At 59.9% G+C, this 18,944-nt stretch carries 18 protein-coding genes; 9 read left to right on the top strand and 9 right to left on the bottom strand.

From position 1 onward, the window contains the following. The first annotated feature begins 72 nt into the window (after positions 1–72). Positions 73–279 carry a cold-shock protein gene (locus AC2FEE_RS04785; protein ID WP_496863423.1) on the top strand — a complete coding sequence of 69 codons (207 nt, stop codon included), beginning with the start codon at positions 73–75 and terminating at the stop codon, positions 277–279. Positions 280–469: 190 nt separating this feature from the next. Beyond that, positions 470–1,030, top strand: coding sequence for a L,D-transpeptidase (locus tag AC2FEE_RS04790; RefSeq protein ID WP_496863424.1), 561 nt, complete (start codon positions 470–472; stop codon positions 1,028–1,030). Here AC2FEE_RS04790 and AC2FEE_RS04795 read toward each other — a convergent pair whose 3' ends face one another. Continuing rightward, positions 1,031–1,669 carry an arylesterase gene (locus AC2FEE_RS04795; RefSeq protein ID WP_496863426.1) on the bottom strand — a complete coding sequence of 213 codons (639 nt, stop codon included), beginning with the start codon at positions 1,667–1,669 and terminating at the stop codon, positions 1,031–1,033. 47 nt (positions 1,670–1,716) lie between these two features. Here AC2FEE_RS04795 and AC2FEE_RS04800 point away from each other — a divergent pair, with 47 nt between their 5' ends. Both AC2FEE_RS04800 and AC2FEE_RS04805 read left to right on the top strand, forming a co-directional pair. After that, positions 1,717–2,412 (top strand): ABC transporter ATP-binding protein, encoded by a 696-nt coding sequence (locus AC2FEE_RS04800; protein WP_496863427.1) that lies wholly within the window; start codon positions 1,717–1,719, stop codon positions 2,410–2,412. Next, a complete protein-coding gene (locus tag AC2FEE_RS04805) occupies positions 2,409–4,937 on the top strand; it encodes an ABC transporter permease (protein WP_496863428.1) in 2,529 nt (842 codons plus the stop codon). Before AC2FEE_RS04800 ends, AC2FEE_RS04805 begins: the two co-directional genes overlap by 4 nt. 2 nt (positions 4,938–4,939) lie before the next feature. Here AC2FEE_RS04805 and AC2FEE_RS04810 read toward each other — a convergent pair whose 3' ends face one another. Further along, on the bottom strand, positions 4,940–5,386 hold the full coding sequence (locus tag AC2FEE_RS04810; RefSeq protein WP_496863429.1) for an RrF2 family transcriptional regulator: 447 nt from the start codon (positions 5,384–5,386) through the stop codon (positions 4,940–4,942). A 95-nt stretch (positions 5,387–5,481) separates the two neighbouring features. Between AC2FEE_RS04810 and AC2FEE_RS04815 the strand changes: the two genes are divergently transcribed. After that, a complete protein-coding gene (locus AC2FEE_RS04815; protein ID WP_496863431.1) occupies positions 5,482–6,051 on the top strand; it encodes a gamma-glutamylcyclotransferase family protein in 570 nt (189 codons plus the stop codon). A 54-nt stretch (positions 6,052–6,105) separates the two neighbouring features. Here AC2FEE_RS04815 and gltX read toward each other — a convergent pair whose 3' ends face one another. Continuing rightward, positions 6,106–7,431, bottom strand: a complete 1,326-nt coding sequence (gene gltX / locus AC2FEE_RS04820) for a glutamate--tRNA ligase (protein ID WP_496863432.1) — start codon at positions 7,429–7,431, stop codon at positions 6,106–6,108. Between the two features lie 60 nt (positions 7,432–7,491). Continuing rightward, entirely contained in the window at positions 7,492–7,926 is a 435-nt protein-coding gene (locus AC2FEE_RS04825) for a DUF1801 domain-containing protein (protein WP_496863434.1), read from the bottom strand. Positions 7,927–8,042: 116 nt separating this feature from the next. Between AC2FEE_RS04825 and AC2FEE_RS04830 the strand changes: the two genes are divergently transcribed. Continuing rightward, on the top strand, positions 8,043–8,975 hold the full coding sequence (locus tag AC2FEE_RS04830) for an MBL fold metallo-hydrolase (RefSeq protein ID WP_496863435.1): 933 nt from the start codon (positions 8,043–8,045) through the stop codon (positions 8,973–8,975). A gap of 4 nt (positions 8,976–8,979) precedes the next feature. On the opposite strand, the gene AC2FEE_RS04835 is transcribed toward AC2FEE_RS04830, so the two are convergent. From AC2FEE_RS04835 to AC2FEE_RS04845, 3 genes are all read right to left on the bottom strand, one after another. Then, positions 8,980–10,308: an NAD(P)/FAD-dependent oxidoreductase gene (locus tag AC2FEE_RS04835; protein WP_496863437.1), complete on the bottom strand. Its 1,329-nt coding sequence runs from the start codon at positions 10,306–10,308 to the stop codon at positions 8,980–8,982. Between the two features lie 160 nt (positions 10,309–10,468). Then, a complete protein-coding gene (locus AC2FEE_RS04840; RefSeq protein ID WP_496863439.1) occupies positions 10,469–10,702 on the bottom strand; it encodes a hypothetical protein in 234 nt (77 codons plus the stop codon). 315 nt (positions 10,703–11,017) lie between these two features. Then, a complete protein-coding gene (locus AC2FEE_RS04845; protein WP_496863440.1) occupies positions 11,018–12,676 on the bottom strand; it encodes an NAD+ synthase in 1,659 nt (552 codons plus the stop codon). Between the two features lie 145 nt (positions 12,677–12,821). On the opposite strand from AC2FEE_RS04845, the gene AC2FEE_RS04850 reads away from it, so the two are divergent. After that, a complete protein-coding gene (locus tag AC2FEE_RS04850; RefSeq protein ID WP_496863701.1) occupies positions 12,822–14,279 on the top strand; it encodes an MORN repeat-containing protein in 1,458 nt (485 codons plus the stop codon). A 10-nt stretch (positions 14,280–14,289) separates the two neighbouring features. Here the strand turns inward: AC2FEE_RS04850 and AC2FEE_RS04855 are convergent, their stop codons facing one another. After that, entirely contained in the window at positions 14,290–14,955 is a 666-nt protein-coding gene (locus tag AC2FEE_RS04855; RefSeq protein WP_496863441.1) for an SDR family NAD(P)-dependent oxidoreductase, read from the bottom strand. Between the two features lie 287 nt (positions 14,956–15,242). Here AC2FEE_RS04855 and AC2FEE_RS04860 point away from each other — a divergent pair, with 287 nt between their 5' ends. Further along, entirely contained in the window at positions 15,243–16,817 is a 1,575-nt protein-coding gene (locus AC2FEE_RS04860) for a 2-isopropylmalate synthase (RefSeq protein ID WP_496863442.1), read from the top strand. Positions 16,818–16,924: 107 nt separating this feature from the next. Here the strand turns inward: AC2FEE_RS04860 and AC2FEE_RS04865 are convergent, their stop codons facing one another. Then, the gene (locus AC2FEE_RS04865; RefSeq protein ID WP_496863443.1) at positions 16,925–17,716 is read right to left on the bottom strand and encodes a 23S rRNA (adenine(2030)-N(6))-methyltransferase RlmJ; all 792 of its coding nucleotides are present in this window, start codon (positions 17,714–17,716) and stop codon (positions 16,925–16,927) included. A gap of 155 nt (positions 17,717–17,871) precedes the next feature. Between AC2FEE_RS04865 and AC2FEE_RS04870 the strand changes: the two genes are divergently transcribed. Then, complete coding sequence (locus AC2FEE_RS04870) at positions 17,872–18,918, top strand: rod shape-determining protein (protein ID WP_039523195.1); 1,047 nt, start codon at positions 17,872–17,874, stop codon at positions 18,916–18,918. The last annotated feature ends 26 nt before the right edge of the window (positions 18,919–18,944 follow it).

The following is an 18,944-nucleotide window of genomic DNA, read 5'->3' on the forward strand; positions in this document are numbered from 1 at the left end:
AGTCTATCGATACAGACAACGACGCCGGGCTGCCGCAACTCCGTGGGCAGCACTAAACAGGAGACAACGGATATGCCCGCAGGCACCGTAAAATGGTTCAACACCACCAAAGGCTACGGCTTTATCGCACCCGATGATGGCGGCAAAGACATCTTCGTTCACATCTCGGCCGTGGAACGCTCGGGCCTGACCGGCCTGGCCGACAACCAGAAGGTCACATACGAACTGCGCGCCGGTCGTGACGGCCGCGAAAGCGCGGACAATATCGTGCTTGCGTAAGATATTGGAAGGGCAGAGTGTTCTCTGCCCTTTTTCTTTTTTCGGTGTCTGTTTGCGCTCGTGTTGCTACCTGATTGTGTGTCCCTACGACGACATCACAATAGGGTTACTTCTCTCCAGCGATTGACCAGATCGGTTATCCTTCCGAAATTAAGGTCAAGATTTGTCTGTTGTTTTAAAGAGAGCTGCCATGATCACCCGCCGTACCTTTCTGACCGCGACCGCAGCCGCCAGCCTGGTGCCTGGCGTTGCGGCGGCAAAGAATAAAGCTGTCGAATACGATCCCACGCCGCAATTTGTGCGCATAAAGAAGCAGTTTCAGCCGGGTCAGTTGCTGGTCGCGCCCCGTTCGTTCTACCTGTATTTCGTGACCGAGCCGCGCAAGGCGGTCCGCTATGGATGCGGGGTAGGCAAAGCCGGTCTGGAGTTCACTGGCACCGCCACCATCGACGTCAAGAAAGAGTGGCCAACCTGGCGCCCGACCGACGAGATGATCGAACGCGAACCCATTACTTATGCCCGATTCAAAGACAATGACTATGTCCAGCCCGGGGGCGGCGATAATCCGTTGGGCGCGCGGGCGCTGTACCTGTTCCAGAATGGCGTCGACACCTATTTCCGCATTCACGGCACAACGCAGCCGCAGACCATCGGCCATGCGGTTTCAAACGGCTGTATCCGAATGATGAACGAACACGTTGTCGATCTCTATGAGCGTGTGCCGATCGGGACCGTCGTAACCGTCGTTTGATCACTGCTGGGCCGCGGCGACAAGTTCCAGCACATAAGGGCCGAGGTTATCAACGATCAAGGCGACCCCTTCGGCGTTCGGGTGAATGCCGTCCGGCTGCATATAGAGACGGGCGGCGTCAGGATTGCCCTCGGCGGCCAATCCGGTGAAAAAGCTTGGGGCGTAGCCGATTTCATACTGTTCGGCCAGATCAGGGTAGATGGCATCAAACGCCTCTTTGTAATCGGCCCCATAATTTCCCGGCGCCTGCATCCCGATCAAAAGCACATCGACATCTGCGACATCCGCCGCTTTGACAATCTTCTCAAGGTTGGTGCGCGACACCGCCGGGTCGATTCCCCGCAGCAGATCGTTTCCACCAAGCGCCACGATCATCCCGTCCAAATCCGGGGTCAGCGTCCAGTCCATCCGCGCCGCGCCACCAGCCGTGGTGTCTCCGGAAACGCCGGCGTTGATCACGCGCACATCCGCGCCCTGCGCCTTAAGCCAGCGATCCAACTGAGGCACAAAACCGTCCTGTTCGGGCAACCCATAGCCTTGCGTCAGCGAATCCCCTAAAGCAGCAATCACCACCTGCTCGGCTGTGGCCGCAAAGCCGCAAAACATAAACAGCATCGACATCAAAGCCTTGCGCAACATCTGAACCGCTCCATATCCCAAATGACCGCGCCCATCGGGAATGACCCATGACGACACCCGTTCTTTCGCTCCAAAATGCCGCTTTGTCGCTGGATGGCAATGCCGGCCGGGTGAAAATCCTGCATGACATCTCTCTGACCGTCGCCCAGGGTGAGACGTTGGGGCTAGTCGGGCCGTCTGGGTCCGGCAAATCCTCGCTGCTGATGCTGATGGGAGGGTTGGAACAGGCGACCGGAGGCGAAATCGCCGCTCTGGGCCGCGACTTGACCGGAATGGATGAGGACGCCCTTGCCCGGTTCAGGCGCGATACCATGGGGGTGGTGTTTCAGAACTTTCACCTGATCCCGACCATGACGGCGCTTGAGAATGTGGCCACGCCACTGGAACTGGCCGGGCATAAAGACGCGTTTGCCCGTGCTGAGGCCGAACTGGAAGCGGTCGGCCTTTCACATCGGCGCGATCACTATCCGGCGCAGTTGTCGGGGGGTGAACAGCAACGGGTGGCGCTGGCGCGTGCCTCCGCGCCACGCCCTCAGATCCTGCTGGCGGACGAGCCGACCGGAAATCTGGACGATACCACCGGTGCGGCCATCGTCGACCTGTTGTTCGGCTTGCGTGACAAGCATGGTGCCACGCTGGTTCTGGTCACCCATAGCCACAGCCTGGCGCGCAAATGCGACCGGGTAATCCGGTTGCGGGACGGAACCATCGCGGAAAACACCCAGCAAGAGGCCGCGGAATGAGCTTGCGCCTTGCCGCTCGACTGGCGCACCGGGAACTACGCGGTGGCGTGCGCGGTTTTCGCGTATTTCTCGCGTGTCTGGCCCTTGGGGTAGCCGCCATAGCCGCCATCGGGTCGGTGCGGTCCGCGATCCAGACCGGACTGACGCAGGAAGGCGCAGCGTTGCTGGGCGGGGACGCGCAATTGGAATTCACCTACCGCTTTGCCAGCGACGATGAACGTGCGTGGATGCGACAAGCCGCGACGGATGTGTCCGAAGTGGTCGACTTCCGCTCGATGGCAGTTGTACGGCAGGGCGACCGGACTCAACGCGCCCTAACACAGGTGAAAGCCGTGGACGCGACCTATCCGTTGCTGGGAACACCAAGGCTGGAGCCCGAACAACCGCTCACGGCTGCATTGAACGGCCAGCAGGACCTGCCCGGAGCGGTCATGGATCCGGTGCTGATGGACCGGCTGGGCCTGTCCATCGGAGACCGTTTTGCGCTTGGCACGCAGGATTTCTTGCTGACGGCAGCATTGATCCATGAACCGGACGGCGCCGCGGACGGCTTTGGGCTGGGGCCGCGCACTCTGGTCCGGACCCGGGATCTTCAGGCATCCGGCCTGCTGGCGCCGGGGACGTTGTTTGCCACCAAATACCGGCTGAAGCTGCCGCCGGAGACCAACCTCGAAACCCTGTCCGCCTCGGCCAGAAGTAGTTTCGACGGCACCGGAATGCGCTGGACCGATGCCCGCAACGGCGCGCCGGGAATTGCCGAGTTTGTCACGCGGCTCAGTGCCTTTCTGGTTCTGGTCGGCCTGTCCGGTCTGGCTGTTGGCGGCATCGGTGTTTCAGCTGCCGTCCGCGCCTATCTGGCACAAAAGACCGAAACTATTGCCACGCTGCGAACGATAGGCGCGGATCGCGTGACGATCTTTCAGACATACATGATTCAGATTGGAGTTTTGTCAGGTATCGGCATCGCGTTGGGGATTGCTATCGGTGGAGCTTTACCTCTGTTGCTGGCCCCTCTGATCGAGGCCCGCCTGCCTGTCCCTGCCGTTTTCACGCTCTACCTTCGACCTCTGGCCGAGGCTGCGCTGTACGGGGTGCTGACTGCGCTCCTGTTCACCCTCTGGCCCCTCGCCCGAACCGAGGAAGTCCGCGCTGCGACCCTGTTCCGTGACGCGTTGTCATCGGCGCGCGCTCTTCCGCGCACAGCCTTCGTGGTGGCAACCGCCACCGGATTGGCACTGCTGATCGCGTCTGCCGCGTGGTTCAGCGGTTCGATGCGCCTGACCCTCTGGACAAGTGCAGGGTTGATCGGTGCGCTGGTGCTGCTGTCCTTGTCTGCCCTTGCGATTCGCAAACTGGCTCGGATCAGCACCAAGGTGGCCCGTGGTCGCCCCGCCATGCGGTGGGCCTTGTCGGCGATCTCAGACCCCCGAGAGGGGGCTGCATCAGTCGTCCTCTCGCTGGGGCTGGGTCTTTCGGTGCTTGCCGCTGTTGGTCAGATCGACGGGACCCTTCGAAATGCCATCTCGGGCAATCTGCCTGACGTGGCCCCGTCTTATTTCTTTGTCGACATTCAAAAAGACCAGATGCCCGGCTTTACCGAACGGCTGGACTCTGACCCCGCTGTTAGCCGCATCGAAAGCGCTCCGATGCTGCGCGGCATCATCACGCAGATTAACGGGCGGCCAGCGCGCGACATCGCAGGCGATCACTGGGTTCTGGACGGAGATCGGGGCGTGACCTATTCCACCAACCCACCCAAAAACGCCCGCGTCACCGCAGGGGCATGGTGGCCCAAGGATTACTCCGGCACTCCGCAAATCAGTTTTGCCGCGGAGGAGGCTGAGGAAATGGGCCTGTCCCTTGGCGACGAATTGACCGTGAATATCCTGGGCCGCGACATCACCGCTGAAATCACTTCCCTGCGCGAGGTCGATTTCTCGACCGCTGGCATAGGTTTCATCATGTCGATGAACCCCTCGGCTCTTGCCGGGGCGCCGCACAGCTTCATCGCCACTGTCTATGCCGAAGAAAAGGCCGAAGCCGGCATCCTGCGCGATCTGGCGGACCAGTTTCCCAACATCACCGCGATTCGGGTACGCGACGCGATTGACCGCGTCTCGGGCCTGCTGGCCGGATTGGCAGCGGCAACGTCCTACGGGGCGGGGATATCTTTGCTGACCGGCTTTCTTGTTCTGATCGGCGCCGCCGCCGCAGGAGAAACCGCGCGTCGTTACGAATCCGCGATCCTGAAAACACTGGGCGCGGATCGGCGGCACATACTGATCAGCTTTGCTCTACGCTCGGTCCTGCTGGGTGCAGCGGCCGGGGGCGTTGCCCTGCTGACCGGCATTCTGGGGGGGTGGGCGGTTGCCACCTACATCTTCGACATCGGTTTCTCGGTCATCTGGACCTCAGCGCTGAGCATCGTTCTGGCCGGCATTCTGGTGACCCTTGGCGCGGGACTAGCATTTGCCCTGCGCCCTCTGGCCGCACGTCCGGCCCGCATCCTGCGGGCCAGCGACTGATCTCAACGCACGCAGGCGACCGGTTGCAGGATTTGCAGCAACTGGTCGTTGTCGCACACAAGCGCGTCCAGTGTGATTTCGTCCAGCGAAGCATAGAACACCTCGGCCGCATCCTGCAGCGCCAGTCGCAATCGGCAGGCATCCGTCAGGGGACAGGTGTTGTCGGCATCGGCAAAGCACTCAGCGATTGGCAAATTGCCTTCGACATGGCGAAACACCGAGCCGATCCGAATCTGATCGGCGGAACGCGCCAAAGACATGCCACCGTTGCGACCACGTTGAGTACTGAGGTAGTTCAACTGGCTCAATTGGTTGATCACCTGTGCCAGGTGGTTTTCCGATATGTTGCACACATCGGCGATCTCGGCCTTTGTCACCAGCCGATCCTGATGCGCCGCGCAATACATCAACAGGCGCACCGCAATGTTTGTCCTTTTGGTAATCCTCATCGAGACCTCCCAAATTTCAAGATGCGACCTTATTGCATGTCCGGCAAAAAAGCGGTTTGACATACATCAATCGCTCAAGAAGGACCTGACGGCGCATGGCAGACCCTTATTTCTTCGGCTATGGCAGCCTCGTGAACCTAGCGACGCACGATTTCCCCGACCCACATCCTGCGCGGCTGAAGGGGTGGCGACGCGCTTGGCGACACACCGACCTACGCCCGGTAGCCTTCCTGACCGCAATCCCGGACCCGGAGTCCGAGATCGAAGGGATGATCGCCCATGTCCCGAAAAACGACTGGGTGGCGCTGGACGAGCGGGAATGGGCCTATGACCGGGTTCCCGCGACCCAAGCTGTCACACATCCTTTGACCCACGAGGTCGAAATCGCCGTTTACGCGGTGTCGCAGGGCCGCCACACCGAGCCCAGCAATTGTCATCCACTGCTGCTCAGCTATATCGACGTGGTTGTGCAAGGGTATCTGCGCACTTTTGGTGAGGACGGTGCGGACCGGTTTTTTGCCACCACCGATGGGTGGTACGCGCCGATTCTGAATGACCCGGCGGAACCTCGATACCCGCGTCACCAGCATTTGAAACCGGTTGAGACCGAATTTGTCGATGATCGGCTGCGCCGCATTTCTGCGTCGATTGTCCATACTGCATAGAAAAAGGCGGGACCGCATGTCGGCCCCGCCTTTCAGATATCAGTGCTTTCGCGCTTAGCCGCGTGCTCGGATCACCTGCAGCAACGGCAGCAGGTTCGCCATTTCCGGCCCGCGCTCCATACCCGTCAGCGCCTTGCGCAGTGGCATGAACAGGCCTTTGCCCTTGCGACCCGTGGCCTCTTTCACGGCTTTGGTCCAAGTGCCCCACGTCTCTCCATCGAATGGACCTTCGGGCAGCAGAGCCACAGCCTCACTAATGAACTCACGATCTTCGTCGGCGATCAAAGGCTCTGCCCCGTCACGGCACAGCTCCCACCAACCTTTGAGGTCACCCAGAGTGGTGATGTTCTCGCGCGCCATCGCCCAGAACGGCTCGGCCAGTTCTGCCGGAACGCCCGCGTCAGCGACCGCATCGGCCACGTCCGCCAGTGGCAGCGATTGCAGATGCTTGGCGGTCAGCGGGAACAAGTCCCGCACGTCGAACTTGGTTGGCGCCGCGCCAAAGCGGTTCACATCAAAGCCTTCGATCAGTTCCGCCATGTCCGAGCGCAACTCGACCGGATCGGACGAGCCCAGACGCGCCATCAGGCTCAGCAGCGCCATAGGCTGCACACCCTGTTGACGCAGATCGCGCAAGGCCAGCGTGCCAAGACGTTTCGACAGCGCCTCACCCTGCGGCCCGGTCAGCAGCGAATGGTGCGCAAATCGTGGGCAAGTGCCGCCCAGCGCTTCGATGATCTGAATTTGCGTCGCCGTGTTGGTCACATGGTCCGAGCCGCGCACGACATCGGTTACGCCCATCTCGGTATCATCCACCACCGACGCGATCGTATACAAAACCTGCCCGTCGCCACGGATAAGCACCGGATCAGACACTGATGCAGCATCAATCGAGATGTCGCCCAGAATACCGTCAGTCCACTCGATCCGCTCGTGATCCAGCTTGAACCGCCAGACGCCATTGCCACGTTCAGCCCGCAGGGCCTCTTTCTCGGCATCCGAAAGATTCAATGCAGAGCGATCATAGACCGGCGGCTTGCCCATGTTCAGTTGCTTCTTGCGCTTCAGGTCCAGCTCGGTAGGCGTCTCGAACGCCTCATAGAACCGACCCATCTTACGCAGCTTGTCGGCGGCATCGGCATAGCGGTCCAGGCGGTCCGACTGACGCTCGACCCGGTCCCAGTGCAGGCCCAGCCACTCCATATCCTGCTTGATGGCATCGACATATTCTTCTTTCGACCGCTCAGGATCGGTGTCGTCGATACGCAGGATAAACGTGCCGCCCGCCTTGCGAGCGATCAGATAGTTCATCAGGGCGGTACGCAGGTTGCCCACATGGATGTAACCGGTGGGCGACGGGGCAAAACGGGTGGTGGTCATGGAGTTCTCCTGTTGGCGCGGCTCATGTCACAGGATAGGCCAATTGTCCAGCAAGGGCGTTCAGGTCGGCTCCACTTGCCAGTGCTGCTCCAAGTCCTCAAGCCCGGCACGGATCAGCTCGGCCAGAACATCCAGATCGATGTCCTCCAGCTTGTTCACGTATAGACAAGACTTACCCAGCTTATGCTTACCCAGACGTGACAGAATATCCCCGAAATCCGCATAACCGGGCATGATATAAATCGACAGCGCGGATTTACGTGGGGAAAAGCCGGTGGCAAGGAAATCGCCCTCGCGCCCGGATTTATAGCGATAGTGATAGCGCCCATAGCCCACAATCGAGGGCCCCCACATGACGGGCTCGAACCCCGTCGTCTTTCGGAAAAGCCCGTCCAGAACCTTCCCGCTTTCGGCCCTGCCGGAAGGCTGCACCCTGGATAGAAAGCTCTCGACACTCTGGTCGGTTGGAACGGTCTTATTATCAGATCGCGGCATAAACAAAATTTAACACGCATTGTTCATCCACGCAGCCCATATCTCTGGGGTATAAACTGGCAAGAGACTCGCACTGACCTAACTCACCTAAAGGTGTTCTGACAGGGAGAACCAAAATGACCATTAAACTCACACGCCGCGCCGCTTTGGGTTCTGCGGCCGCTTTGCCATTTGCCACAGCCGCGGCCCCGCTTTTGGCCGCCGCGAGCGAGACCAAGGCCAATTCATCCATCGCCAAGTCCTTCACACTGGGCGATTTCACCGTCACCACGCTGCTGGATGGAAGCCTGCCGCGTGATGGCGCCCAAGAGATTTTCGGCGGCGGTGCTTCAGATGAGGAATTCGCCAAGGTTTCGGCCGAAAATTTCATCTCCCCGGATGTAGCGCAATTCTTCTTCACGCCGACGCTGGTCAATACCGGGTCCGAGCTGGTGCTGTTCGATACCGGTTTGGGCCAGGGTGGCATTCAGGCTGCACTGGCGGATGCGGGTGTCACTCCGGATCAGATCGACGTTGTTGTCATTACCCACATGCACCCCGACCATATCGGTGGCATGACCACAGGTGATGCGCCGACCTTCCCCAATGCGCGTTATGTCACCGCGTCGCCCGAGTATGATTTCTGGGCCGCACAAGAGGCCGGAAACCGCGTCGGTGATCTGGTGGCCGCCAAGGTGACACCGCTGGCCGAGAAAATGACCTTTATCGAAGACGGCGGCGAAGTTGCGTCGGGTATCACCGCCGTCGCCGCCTATGGGCACACACCCGGTCACACGGTCTATCATCTGGAAAACAACGGTCAGCGGCTGGTGCTGACCGCCGATCTGGCGAACCACTATGTCTGGTCATTTGCCCATCCGGAATGGGAAGTGCGCTTTGACATGGACAAGGCTGCCGCTACCGCCTCGCGACGCAATGTGCTGGGAATGCTGGCCGCCGACAAGGTGCCAATGATCGGCTATCACATGCCCTTCCCTGCAGCCGGGTTCGTCGAAAGACGAGGTGACGGGTTCCGCTTTGTGCCGGTCAGCTATCAGATGATGGGCTAGGCCCTCAGTACCCGGGATCCGGTCGCACCTTTGAGCCATCTGAAAAGCGGGAGAGGCGGAAGGCGGCCGGATCGACGCACGGCGTGGTTTCGGCGACCAGATCGGCCATCAGGCGGCCTGCTGCCGGGCCGATGCCAAACCCATGGCCCGAAAACCCGGTTGCGATGAACATTCCCGGCATCTGATCAACCCCCGAGATCACCGGCACCGCGTCCGGCGTGACATCAATCAGACCCGCCCAGCTTTGTACAAGCTCGGCCTGTTCCAGCACTGGGAAACCTCTGCGCGCCGCTGCCCAAGCCTGACGCAGCGTCTTGGGCGAAGGTTCGGGATCCAGCACGCGACAATGTTCGAACGGGGTGACATCCGTGGGTAGCCAGGTCTGGTTCTGGCTTGCTTCGATGCTCCAGCGCTTTGACAGTCGAAACCGCAGCGATCTCCACTCCTGAGCGAATGCGGGCAGGAACTGCCGCGCCAGCCGAAAACTGTCAGGTACAATGTCCACCGTGTTTTCATGACCCGAGGCGATGGAATAGCCCCCGTCCGCCCGTTTACGCATGGCAAAATCGTCGGACCAAAACGCCGCTTCCGGTCCCTCAGCTGGAGAGGTCCGCAGGACCGTATTCAAAACCTTCAATTGCGGCAGTTCGATCCCCGCATTTCCGGCAAACAGACGCGACCAGGCACCACCGGCCAGAACCACGAAGTCACAGGCCACACGGCCACGCTCGGTGAATACTCCGGTGATGCGACCATTCCCGGCATCGACGCTGCGGACGGCACAATTGGTCATCAGAACAGCGCCGCTCTCCCGCGCTGCCTCGGCAATTGCAGGCGCAACCTGTTGCGGTTCGGCCCGGCCGTCCTGCGGCATGTAAAGGGCGCAATCATACGAGGTCTGATTGCCCGGCAGCAGGGCATTCAACTCGGCCCCCGAAACCAGCCGCGCGCCGGTTTGCAGCCCGTCCACGTGACGCAGCCACTGTTCCAGATTGCCGCCGTCGCGTTTGCCCGAAGCACCAAACAGAATACCCGCGCGGGTATAGCCGGTTTCCCGCCCGATGCGCTGATCCAGCCCTTGCCATAGATGCAGCGATTCGATCATCAACGGAATCTCCCGCGGGTCACGCATCCCCAGACGGACCCACCCCCAATTGCGAGAGCTTTGCTCGCCCGCAATCTGCCCTTTTTCGCACAACAGTACCGAGGCGCCGCGTTCAGCCAATTCCAGCGCGGTCGATGCTCCGATAATGCCGCCGCCAATGACAACGACATCCACGGTTTTGGGCAGATGCAGATCGGGTTCAACGGGGGTTGGTTTGGGGCCGGGCATCAACCGCTCTTACTTCATGGCTCAGGTCGCAATGAAGGCGTGATGCAGGCACTCAGGCAACATGTCTTCTGTCGAGGGACCGATGTTTTTTGGCAGCTGTGGCGAACACGCCAACAGGTGCGAGAAAGATCGCGCCGCCCTGTTTCAAATCGCCTGGAGTTTACGCCGCGCCGCTTAGTTCGGCCAATTTCTGACGCAAGGTTGCCGCAAGGCCAGAATCGCGGGGCTCCACCTCTTTGTCTATTTCCGCCTGTTCGGCCAGAACCGGGAAGATCGCCGGTGGTTTAGCCGCTCCCACTACGGGCTCGGGGTCTTCGCTTTCTTCTTCCCGAAGGAGATTAGCAATCGCCGAGTCCAGCTTGGCCTCGTCCAGAACCCGTGCTTCGGATTCCATTGACTTATACCTTAACGGCGGGTGAAGCGGCTTGTCATATCCCTTAAACATAATAGCACCAAATCGTTAACTCAGACATCCAACACGCGTGCGCCACAGTTACAAACATCGAATTGAGGTCACGCCGCCCCATGTGGGGCATCAATTAAGCTAAAATGTGGCAAAAAAATGTCTCAGTTTCAAGCAGTCAGTTCCCTGAGAGCTTTAAAAATCAAATTGTTATCCACTGTTCGGAAACAATACCAAGACAATCGAGCGTAATGGGTCTGGTATCGAAACGTCGTTTTAACCCAGCTTCACGATTCCCCGTTCGGCTCAGCCCCGATCCCGCCAGCGGTTCACAATCGGGTAGCGGCGATCCAACCAGAATGCCCGGCTGGTCAGGCGCGTTCCGGGGGCGGACTGAAAGCGCTTGTATTCGCTGATATAGATCAGGTGCTCAACCCGCCGCGCGTCGACCTCGTTGAAACCGACGGCCACGCAATCAGCGATCGAGCCCTCCTTATCGACCAGAATATCCAGAATCGCATCCAGAACCGGGTAATCGGGCAGGCTGTCGCTATCCTTCTGATCTTCGCGCAGTTCGGCACTGGGGGGTTTGTCAATGACCGAGGGGCGGATCACCTCGCCGGCCGGGCCCATCATCCAGTCGCGGTGATTGGCGTTGCGCCAGCGGCAGGTCTCGAACACACGCGTTTTGTACAGGTCCTTGATCGGGTTATAGCCGCCGTTCATGTCGCCGTAGATCGTGGCATAACCCACCGCGACCTCGGATTTGTTGCCGGTGGTCAGCAACATCTCGCCAAACTTGTTCGAGATCGCCATCAGCAGCAAACCGCGCAGGCGGGATTGGATGTTTTCTTCCGTCAGATCTTCATCATGACCGGCAAATAGCGGGGCCAGAGTGTCCGTCACTGCCGCCCGACTGTCCGAGATCGGCACGTAGTCGTAGTGCACGCCCAGTGCTTTGGCCACGGCTTCGGCGTCGTCCAATGAAGCCTGGCTCGTATATTCCGAAGGCAGCATCACGCAGCGCACATTCTCAGCCCCGATAGCATCCACGGCAATCGTCGCGACCAGAGCGGAATCGACCCCGCCCGACAGACCCAGCAGAACCTTTTTGAACCCGGTCTTGCCCATGTAGTCGCGCAGGGACTGCACCATGGCACGATAGTCCTGCTCCCATTCATCGGGCTGCAGCACGATCTCGGCCGGCACGATGCGCCAGCCATCATCGCCGCGCTCCAGGTCGATATGAGTCACGGTCTCGTCGAAAACCGGCATCCGGAACGCCAGTTCTCCACCCGGGTTCAGGCCGAAAGTCGCCCCGTCAAAAACCTGATCGTCCTGCCCGCCCACCATGTTGAGGTAGATCACCGGTAGACCGGTCTCGATCACGCGGGCCACCATATGATTCAGGCGTACGTCGTACTTGTTACGGAAATAGGGCGATCCGTTGGGAATCAGCAAAAACTCGGCCCCGGTTTCCTCAAGCGTTTCGGCCACATCAGGGTGCCAGCTGTCTTCGCAGATCGGGCTACCGATGCGTGTGTTTCCGACCGCGTAAGGCCCGCCCAGCGGGCCAGAGTCGTACAGGCGCACCTCATCGAACACCGTTTCATTGGGCAGATGATGTTTCAGCACCTTGCTGCCGATCCGACCGCCCTTGAGGATCAGATAGGCATTAAACAGGCTGCCATCTTCAACCCATGGTCCGCCAATCGCCACCGCCGGACCGTCGGCGCATTGTGCGGCCAATTCTTCGACAGCCACCATCGCCGCCCGGTGAAAGACGGGCTTCATCACCAGATCCTGCGTATTATAGCCGGTGATGAACATCTCGGGGAAAGCCACCAGATCGGCCCCGGCATCGCGCGCCTGCTCCCACGCGGCTAACGCCTTGGCGGCATTGCCTTCGATATCCCCCACGATCGGGTTGAGTTGCGCCAGAGTGATGCGGAAACGGTCGGCCATGCTGCCCTCTTGCCCTCGTCGGTCTTACTGCCATTTAGCAGATCATTGCGCGAGTGAAAGGCAAATGCGGCAAAACCCGTTGCTCTGCCCCCGCGCGTGCCGTAGTTTTGCGCAAAAGATGAAAACCGGACAGGCAGGACCGATCATGAACGCTTTCCGCATTTCTATTGCCGCATCCGCGATAGCCCTGATCGCTGCGGGTGTCGCCGCACAGAACGGTCAGGTGATCACCACGGATGATGAGGTCGGGGGCGTCTACGAGGGCACCTTTGAGAACGGCCTGCGTCACGGCACCGGCACCTACCGCCTGCCCAACGGGTTCGAATACAGTGGCGAATGGGCTGAGGGCGAGATTAAGGGCACGGGCACTGCCCGCTATGTCAACGGCTCGGTCTATGAGGGGATGTTCTCCAAGGGCCAACCCGAAGGGCTTGGCAAGATCACCTATGCCGATGGTGGCAGTTACGAGGGCGAATGGGCAAACGGTGCGATCAATGGCACCGGCATAGCCATCTATGCCAATGGCGTGCGCTATGAGGGCGGGTTCCAGAACGCCCGGCATCACGGCAAAGGCGTACTGAGTGACCCGGGCGGCTACAGTTACGATGGCGATTGGGTGGATGGTGTCAAACAGGGCAAGGGCAAGGTGACCTATGCCAATGGCGGTATCTACGAAGGAGACATCCGCGACGGTCAGCGCCACGGCCAGGGCAGCCTGACTCTGCCCGACGGGATGACCTATGACGGCGATTGGGCCGAGGATCGGATCACCGGCACCGGGCGCATGTCCTTTGTCAACGGGGACGTCTACGAGGGCGAGTTGATCGAAGGTCGACGGCAAGGCAAGGGCAAGATGACCTATGCTAAAGGCGATGTTTACGAAGGCGACTATTCCAACGACCTGCGGCATGGTCAGGGAACCTATACCGGCACGGATGGGTTCCTCTATACCGGTGAGTGGACCGACGGCCTGCTTGAGGGGGTGGGCGAACTGACCTACCCGGACGGGTCGGTCCATGTCGGGGATTTCAAGGCAGATCTGGCCGAGGGCAAGGGCCTTATCACCTACCCGGACGGATCGACCTACGAGGGGGATTGGATCGCCGGGGTGATCGAAGGCGAAGGTGTTTCGACCTATCCTAACGGTACCGTCTACAGGGGCCAGTTTCGGAACGCCAAGAACCATGGCAAGGGCATTCTGACCATGGCCGACGGCTCCAGTTATGAGGGAGACTGGGTGGACGGTTTGCGGCAAGGCAAAGGCATGTCCACCTACCCGGATGGCACGGTCTATTCCGGCGAGTTTCTGACCGGTAAACGCCACGGACAGGGCGAAATCATCATGGCAAACGGGTTCACCTATTCGGGTCAATGGACCGAAGGCAAGATTACCGGAGAGGGGATCGCAACCTATCCCAACGGTGATGTCTACGAGGGCAATTTCGTGGACGCGAAACGCCATGGCGCCGGCACCGTACGCTATGCCAACGGCGAAACGGAAACCGGCGTTTGGGACAACGGCGCACTGGAAACGGCGAACGATACTGCTCCCGAAGCGGCTCCCGAGACGGCTCCGTCGGACCCGGACGGCACTGACGGCTGAAGCAATACCGCTACCACGGCACCGGTTTTCCCGCCCAGTCGAAGAACCCGCCGGAATCGGCCGGGGTCAATTGCGCCATCACGTCCAATAGATTCGACGCGGCCTCGTCCGGGGCAACAGCAGGATGTCGGCCGAGGTACTTCCGGGTGACGTCCGTTTTGACAGTACCGGGATGCAGCGCGACACAGATCGCCTGTTTGTGGGTGCGGGCCAGTTCGATGGCTGCCGTGTGAACAATCTGATTCACCGCCGCCTTTGCCGCCCGATAGCTGATCCAACCACCCAGCCGGTTATCCCCGATCGATCCCACACGCGCCGAAAGCACGGCAAAAACCGCGCGGCGGTCGCGGGGCAACAGGCGTGCCGCATGGCTGAGGACCAAGGCCGGACCCACGGCATTCAGTGCAAACTGATCCATCATTGCCTGCCCAGATACAGCGCGGACGGTCTTTTCCGGTGCCTTGCCGTTGATCTCCAATGCCCCGGACGCAACAAGGATCAGGTCGAACGCTCCGGGGATCGCGCCCAGCATGCGATGCACGCCATCAGGGTTCGTCAAATCAAACCCGTCGGCTGAGCGTGACAAGCCCTTCACAGCCATCCCCTGCCCGCTCAGGCGTTGACAGACTGCCTGTCCGATGCCTCCTGATGCGCCAATGATCAGTGCTTTTTCCATGGCGAACTACCTAGCCGCCTGCCTGCGCGGATCAACGTGGCGCGGAAAAGAAACCGCTCAACTGCAGTTACGTCGCAAATTGGTCTTTTCATTCCGGGACGGCTCTGTATAACCTCAACCCCATGATCAACCGCGCAGATATCCTTGTTGCCGACACCGCCATTCGCGGTGCGTCTCTGCGTGGCCTACTGATCCTAATCCGCCTCTGAGCGTGCCATCCGGCGCGCCCGCTCAGAGGAGGACGCCCGCGCGCCATAGGCTTTAGGACAGACAAGAAAGAGATTCCCATGACTAACGTGACCGACCAAGACCGCGTCTTGATCTTCGATACCACTTTGCGCGACGGCGAGCAGAGCCCCGGCGCCACCATGACCCACGCCGAAAAGCTCGAGATTGCCGAGTTGCTGGACGAAATGGGTGTCGACATCATCGAAGCCGGTTTCCCCATCGCCTCGGAAGGTGACTTCAAAGCGGTTTCGGAAATCGCTCAGCGGTCGAAAAACAGCCGTATCTGCGGCCTGGCCCGCGCCAATTTCGCCGATATCGACCGCTGCTGGGAGGCCGTGAAGCACGCCGGGACGAACCGGATTCACACCTTCATCGGCACTTCTCCGCTGCACCGCGCGATTCCGAACCTGACCCAGGACGAGATGGCCGAGAAAATCCACGAAACCGTCAGCCACGCGCGCAATTTGTGCGAAAACGTGCAATGGTCGCCGATGGACGCCACCCGAACGGAATGGGATTACCTGTGCCGCGTGATCGAAATTGCGATCAAAGCCGGTGCGACCACGATCAACATTCCTGACACGGTGGGTTATACCGCTCCGGTGGAAAGCGCCGATCTGATCAAGCGCCTGATCGAGACGGTGCCCGGTGCGGATGAGGTGGTTTTTGCCACCCACTGCCACAACGACCTTGGCATGGCGACCGCAAACTCTCTGGCGGCGGTCGCAGGTGGTGCACGTCAGATCGAGTGCACCATCAACGGTCTGGGCGAACGTGCAGGCAACACGGCGTTGGAAGAAGTCGTGATGGCGCTGCGCACCCGCAACGACATCATGCCTTGGAACACCGGCATCGACACTACCAAGATCATGCATATTTCGCGCAGGGTGGCGACGGTCTCGGGCTTCAACGTGCAGTTCAACAAGGCCATCGTCGGCAAGAACGCCTTTGCGCATGAAAGCGGCATCCACCAGGATGGCATGCTGAAGAACCGCGAGAACTTCGAAATCATGCGCCCCGAGGATATCGGCCTTTCGGGCACGTCTTTGCCGTTGGGCAAACACTCGGGCCGCGCGGCGTTGCGCGACAAGCTGGAAACGTTGGGCTATGAGGTCGGGGACAACCAGCTCAAGGATATCTTCGTTCGGTTCAAGGATCTGGCCGACCGTAAGAAAGAGGTATTCGACGACGACCTCATCGCCTTGATGTCGCTGGACGATGACGAAAGCAACGACCACCTGCAACTGGTTTCGATGAAGGTCACCTGCGGTACCGGCGGTCAGGCGGAATCGACTGTCGAACTGGAGGTTGACGGCAAAGATGTCATCGCAACCGAACACGGCGACGGTCCGGTGGATGCGACGTTCAAGGCGATCCGTGCGATCTACCCGAATTCCGCCCGGCTGCAGCTTTATCAGGTGCACGCCGTGACCGAAGGAACGGATGCGCAGGCCACGGTTTCGGTTCGCCTGGAAGAAGATGGCATGATCGCCACCGGACAATCCGCCAACACTGACACGGTTGTTGCGTCGGCCAAGGCTTACATCCACGCATTGAACCGCCTGAACGTGCGTCGCGAAAAAACCGGTCCCGGCGCCGACGCGCGCGAGATCAGCTACAAAGATCTGACCTAAATCGACGGGCAGCGGCTCCCGCACCCGCGGCGCTGCCGGGCCCAACTCGGTTGACTGCATCTCTGATGCGGGCAAGCGAGTTGGGAGCTTTCCGCCTTTTTTGAAGTTTACGCCCTGAGTCCTTTGAACAGCTTTGTCAGGCGGGTCGTCTCATCCTCAAGGCCGTATGGCGCGTTGACGAAAAACATACCCGACCCCACCATACGATGCCCCTCTCTCACAGGATCGAACCTGACTTCGTGGCAGAGGGTTTTCGGCAAGTTCTGAGATTTCAGGGCGGAAATCATCGCACCATGGCGATTATCCGTCAGGATCGGATACCACAGAGCGATTACGCCCACGTTCCACTTGCGATGCAGTTTACCGATGATTCCCGGCAGGCGGTCGTATTCCGATTTCACTTCATAGCTCGGATCGATCAGCATCATTCCGCGCCGCGGCGTCGGGGGCAACAGAGACTGCGCCAACTCGTACCCGTCCTGACGGTACACCTTGGCCCCATAAGGCGACATCACCATGGTCAGAGCGGAATGCTCCTGCGGGTGCAGCTCGGCAAAGTGCAGATTGTCCTGTTCTCTTAGCAAACTGGCGGCGATCAGAGGTGATCCGGGATAGGCTTCCGTTCCGTGCCTCTGTTGAACCATACGGATCGCTCGCTCCAACGGATGGTCCGCGTCAAACCACTTGGCCTGCTGGGCGCGCCGGATACCTGCATCGGCCTCACCCGTACGCACCGACTCGGCCGCGTCCAGCTTGTATAAACCCCGACCGGAATGGGTTTCGAGATAGGTCAGCGGCTTGTCTTTGCGGGTCAGGTAATCCAGCACAGATGCCAACAAAGCGTGCTTTTGAACATCAGCCAGATTCCCGGCGTGGTAAATGTGTTGATAAGAGAGCATGTTGCCTTCTAAAGTCCCTCTCAATAAGGCGGAAAGGTGCTGATTGTCGCGGAATCAGCCCTTTTACCGGGCGTGCTGGCACCCTATAAGTCATCCGTCCCGGAACCGTCGAGTCGCGGGCAGTAGAAAAACCGACATACAGGATCAGGGGAAACATGGGGATCTTTGGCAATCTGGGCGGCCTGTTCACAGCGGACATGGCCATCGACCTTGGGACGGCAAACACCCTGGTGTATGTCAAGGGGCGTGGCGTGATCCTTTCTGAGCCGTCCGTGGTGGCCTATCACGTAAAGGACGGCGTAAAAAAAGTGCTTGCCGTTGGCGAAGACGCCAAGCTGATGCTGGGCCGGACACCCGGTTCGATCGAGGCGATCCGCCCGATGCGCGAAGGTGTGATTGCCGACTTCGACACCGCCGAGGAAATGATCAAGCACTTTATCCGCAAGGTGCATAAGCGCTCGACCTTCTCCAAGCCGAAAATCATTGTCTGCGTCCCCCACGGCGCAACTCCGGTTGAGAAACGCGCGATCCGTCAGTCGGTTCTTTCTGCAGGCGCGCGTCGCGCAGGCCTGATCGCCGAACCCATCGCGGCTGCGATTGGTGCGGGTATGCCAATCACCGATCCGACCGGTAACATGGTCGTTGATATCGGCGGTGGGACCACCGAGGTTGCGGTTCTGTCGCTTGGCGATATCGTTTATGCCCGTTCGGTTCGGGTTGGTGGAGACCGCATGGACGAAGCCATCATTTCGTACCTGCGTCGTCAGCAGAACCTGCTGGTCGGTGAATCCACCGCTGAACGCATCAAGACGACCATCGGTACCGCCCGCATGCCCGATGACGGCCGCGGCCAATCGATGCATATCCGGGGCCGCGACCTGTTGAACGGCGTGCCGAAGGAGATCGAAATCAGCCAGGCCCAGGTGGCCGAGGCGCTCTCGGAGCCGGTCCAACAGATTTGCGAGGCGGTGATGACCGCTCTTGAAACCACACCACCTGATCTGGCAGCGGACATCGTGGACCGGGGTGTGATGCTCACCGGCGGCGGTGCGCTGCTGGGCGATCTGGATCTGGCGCTGCGCGAACAGACCGGTCTGGCCGTGTCGATTGCCGATGAAAGCCTGAATTGTGTGGCTTTGGGCACGGGCAAGGCTTTGGAATACGAAAAACAACTGCGCCACGCGATTGACTACGAAAGCTAAGGCGCGCACCCTTTGCAGATAGGGTA

The organism is Ruegeria sp. YTSC199 (genome assembly GCF_059609725.1).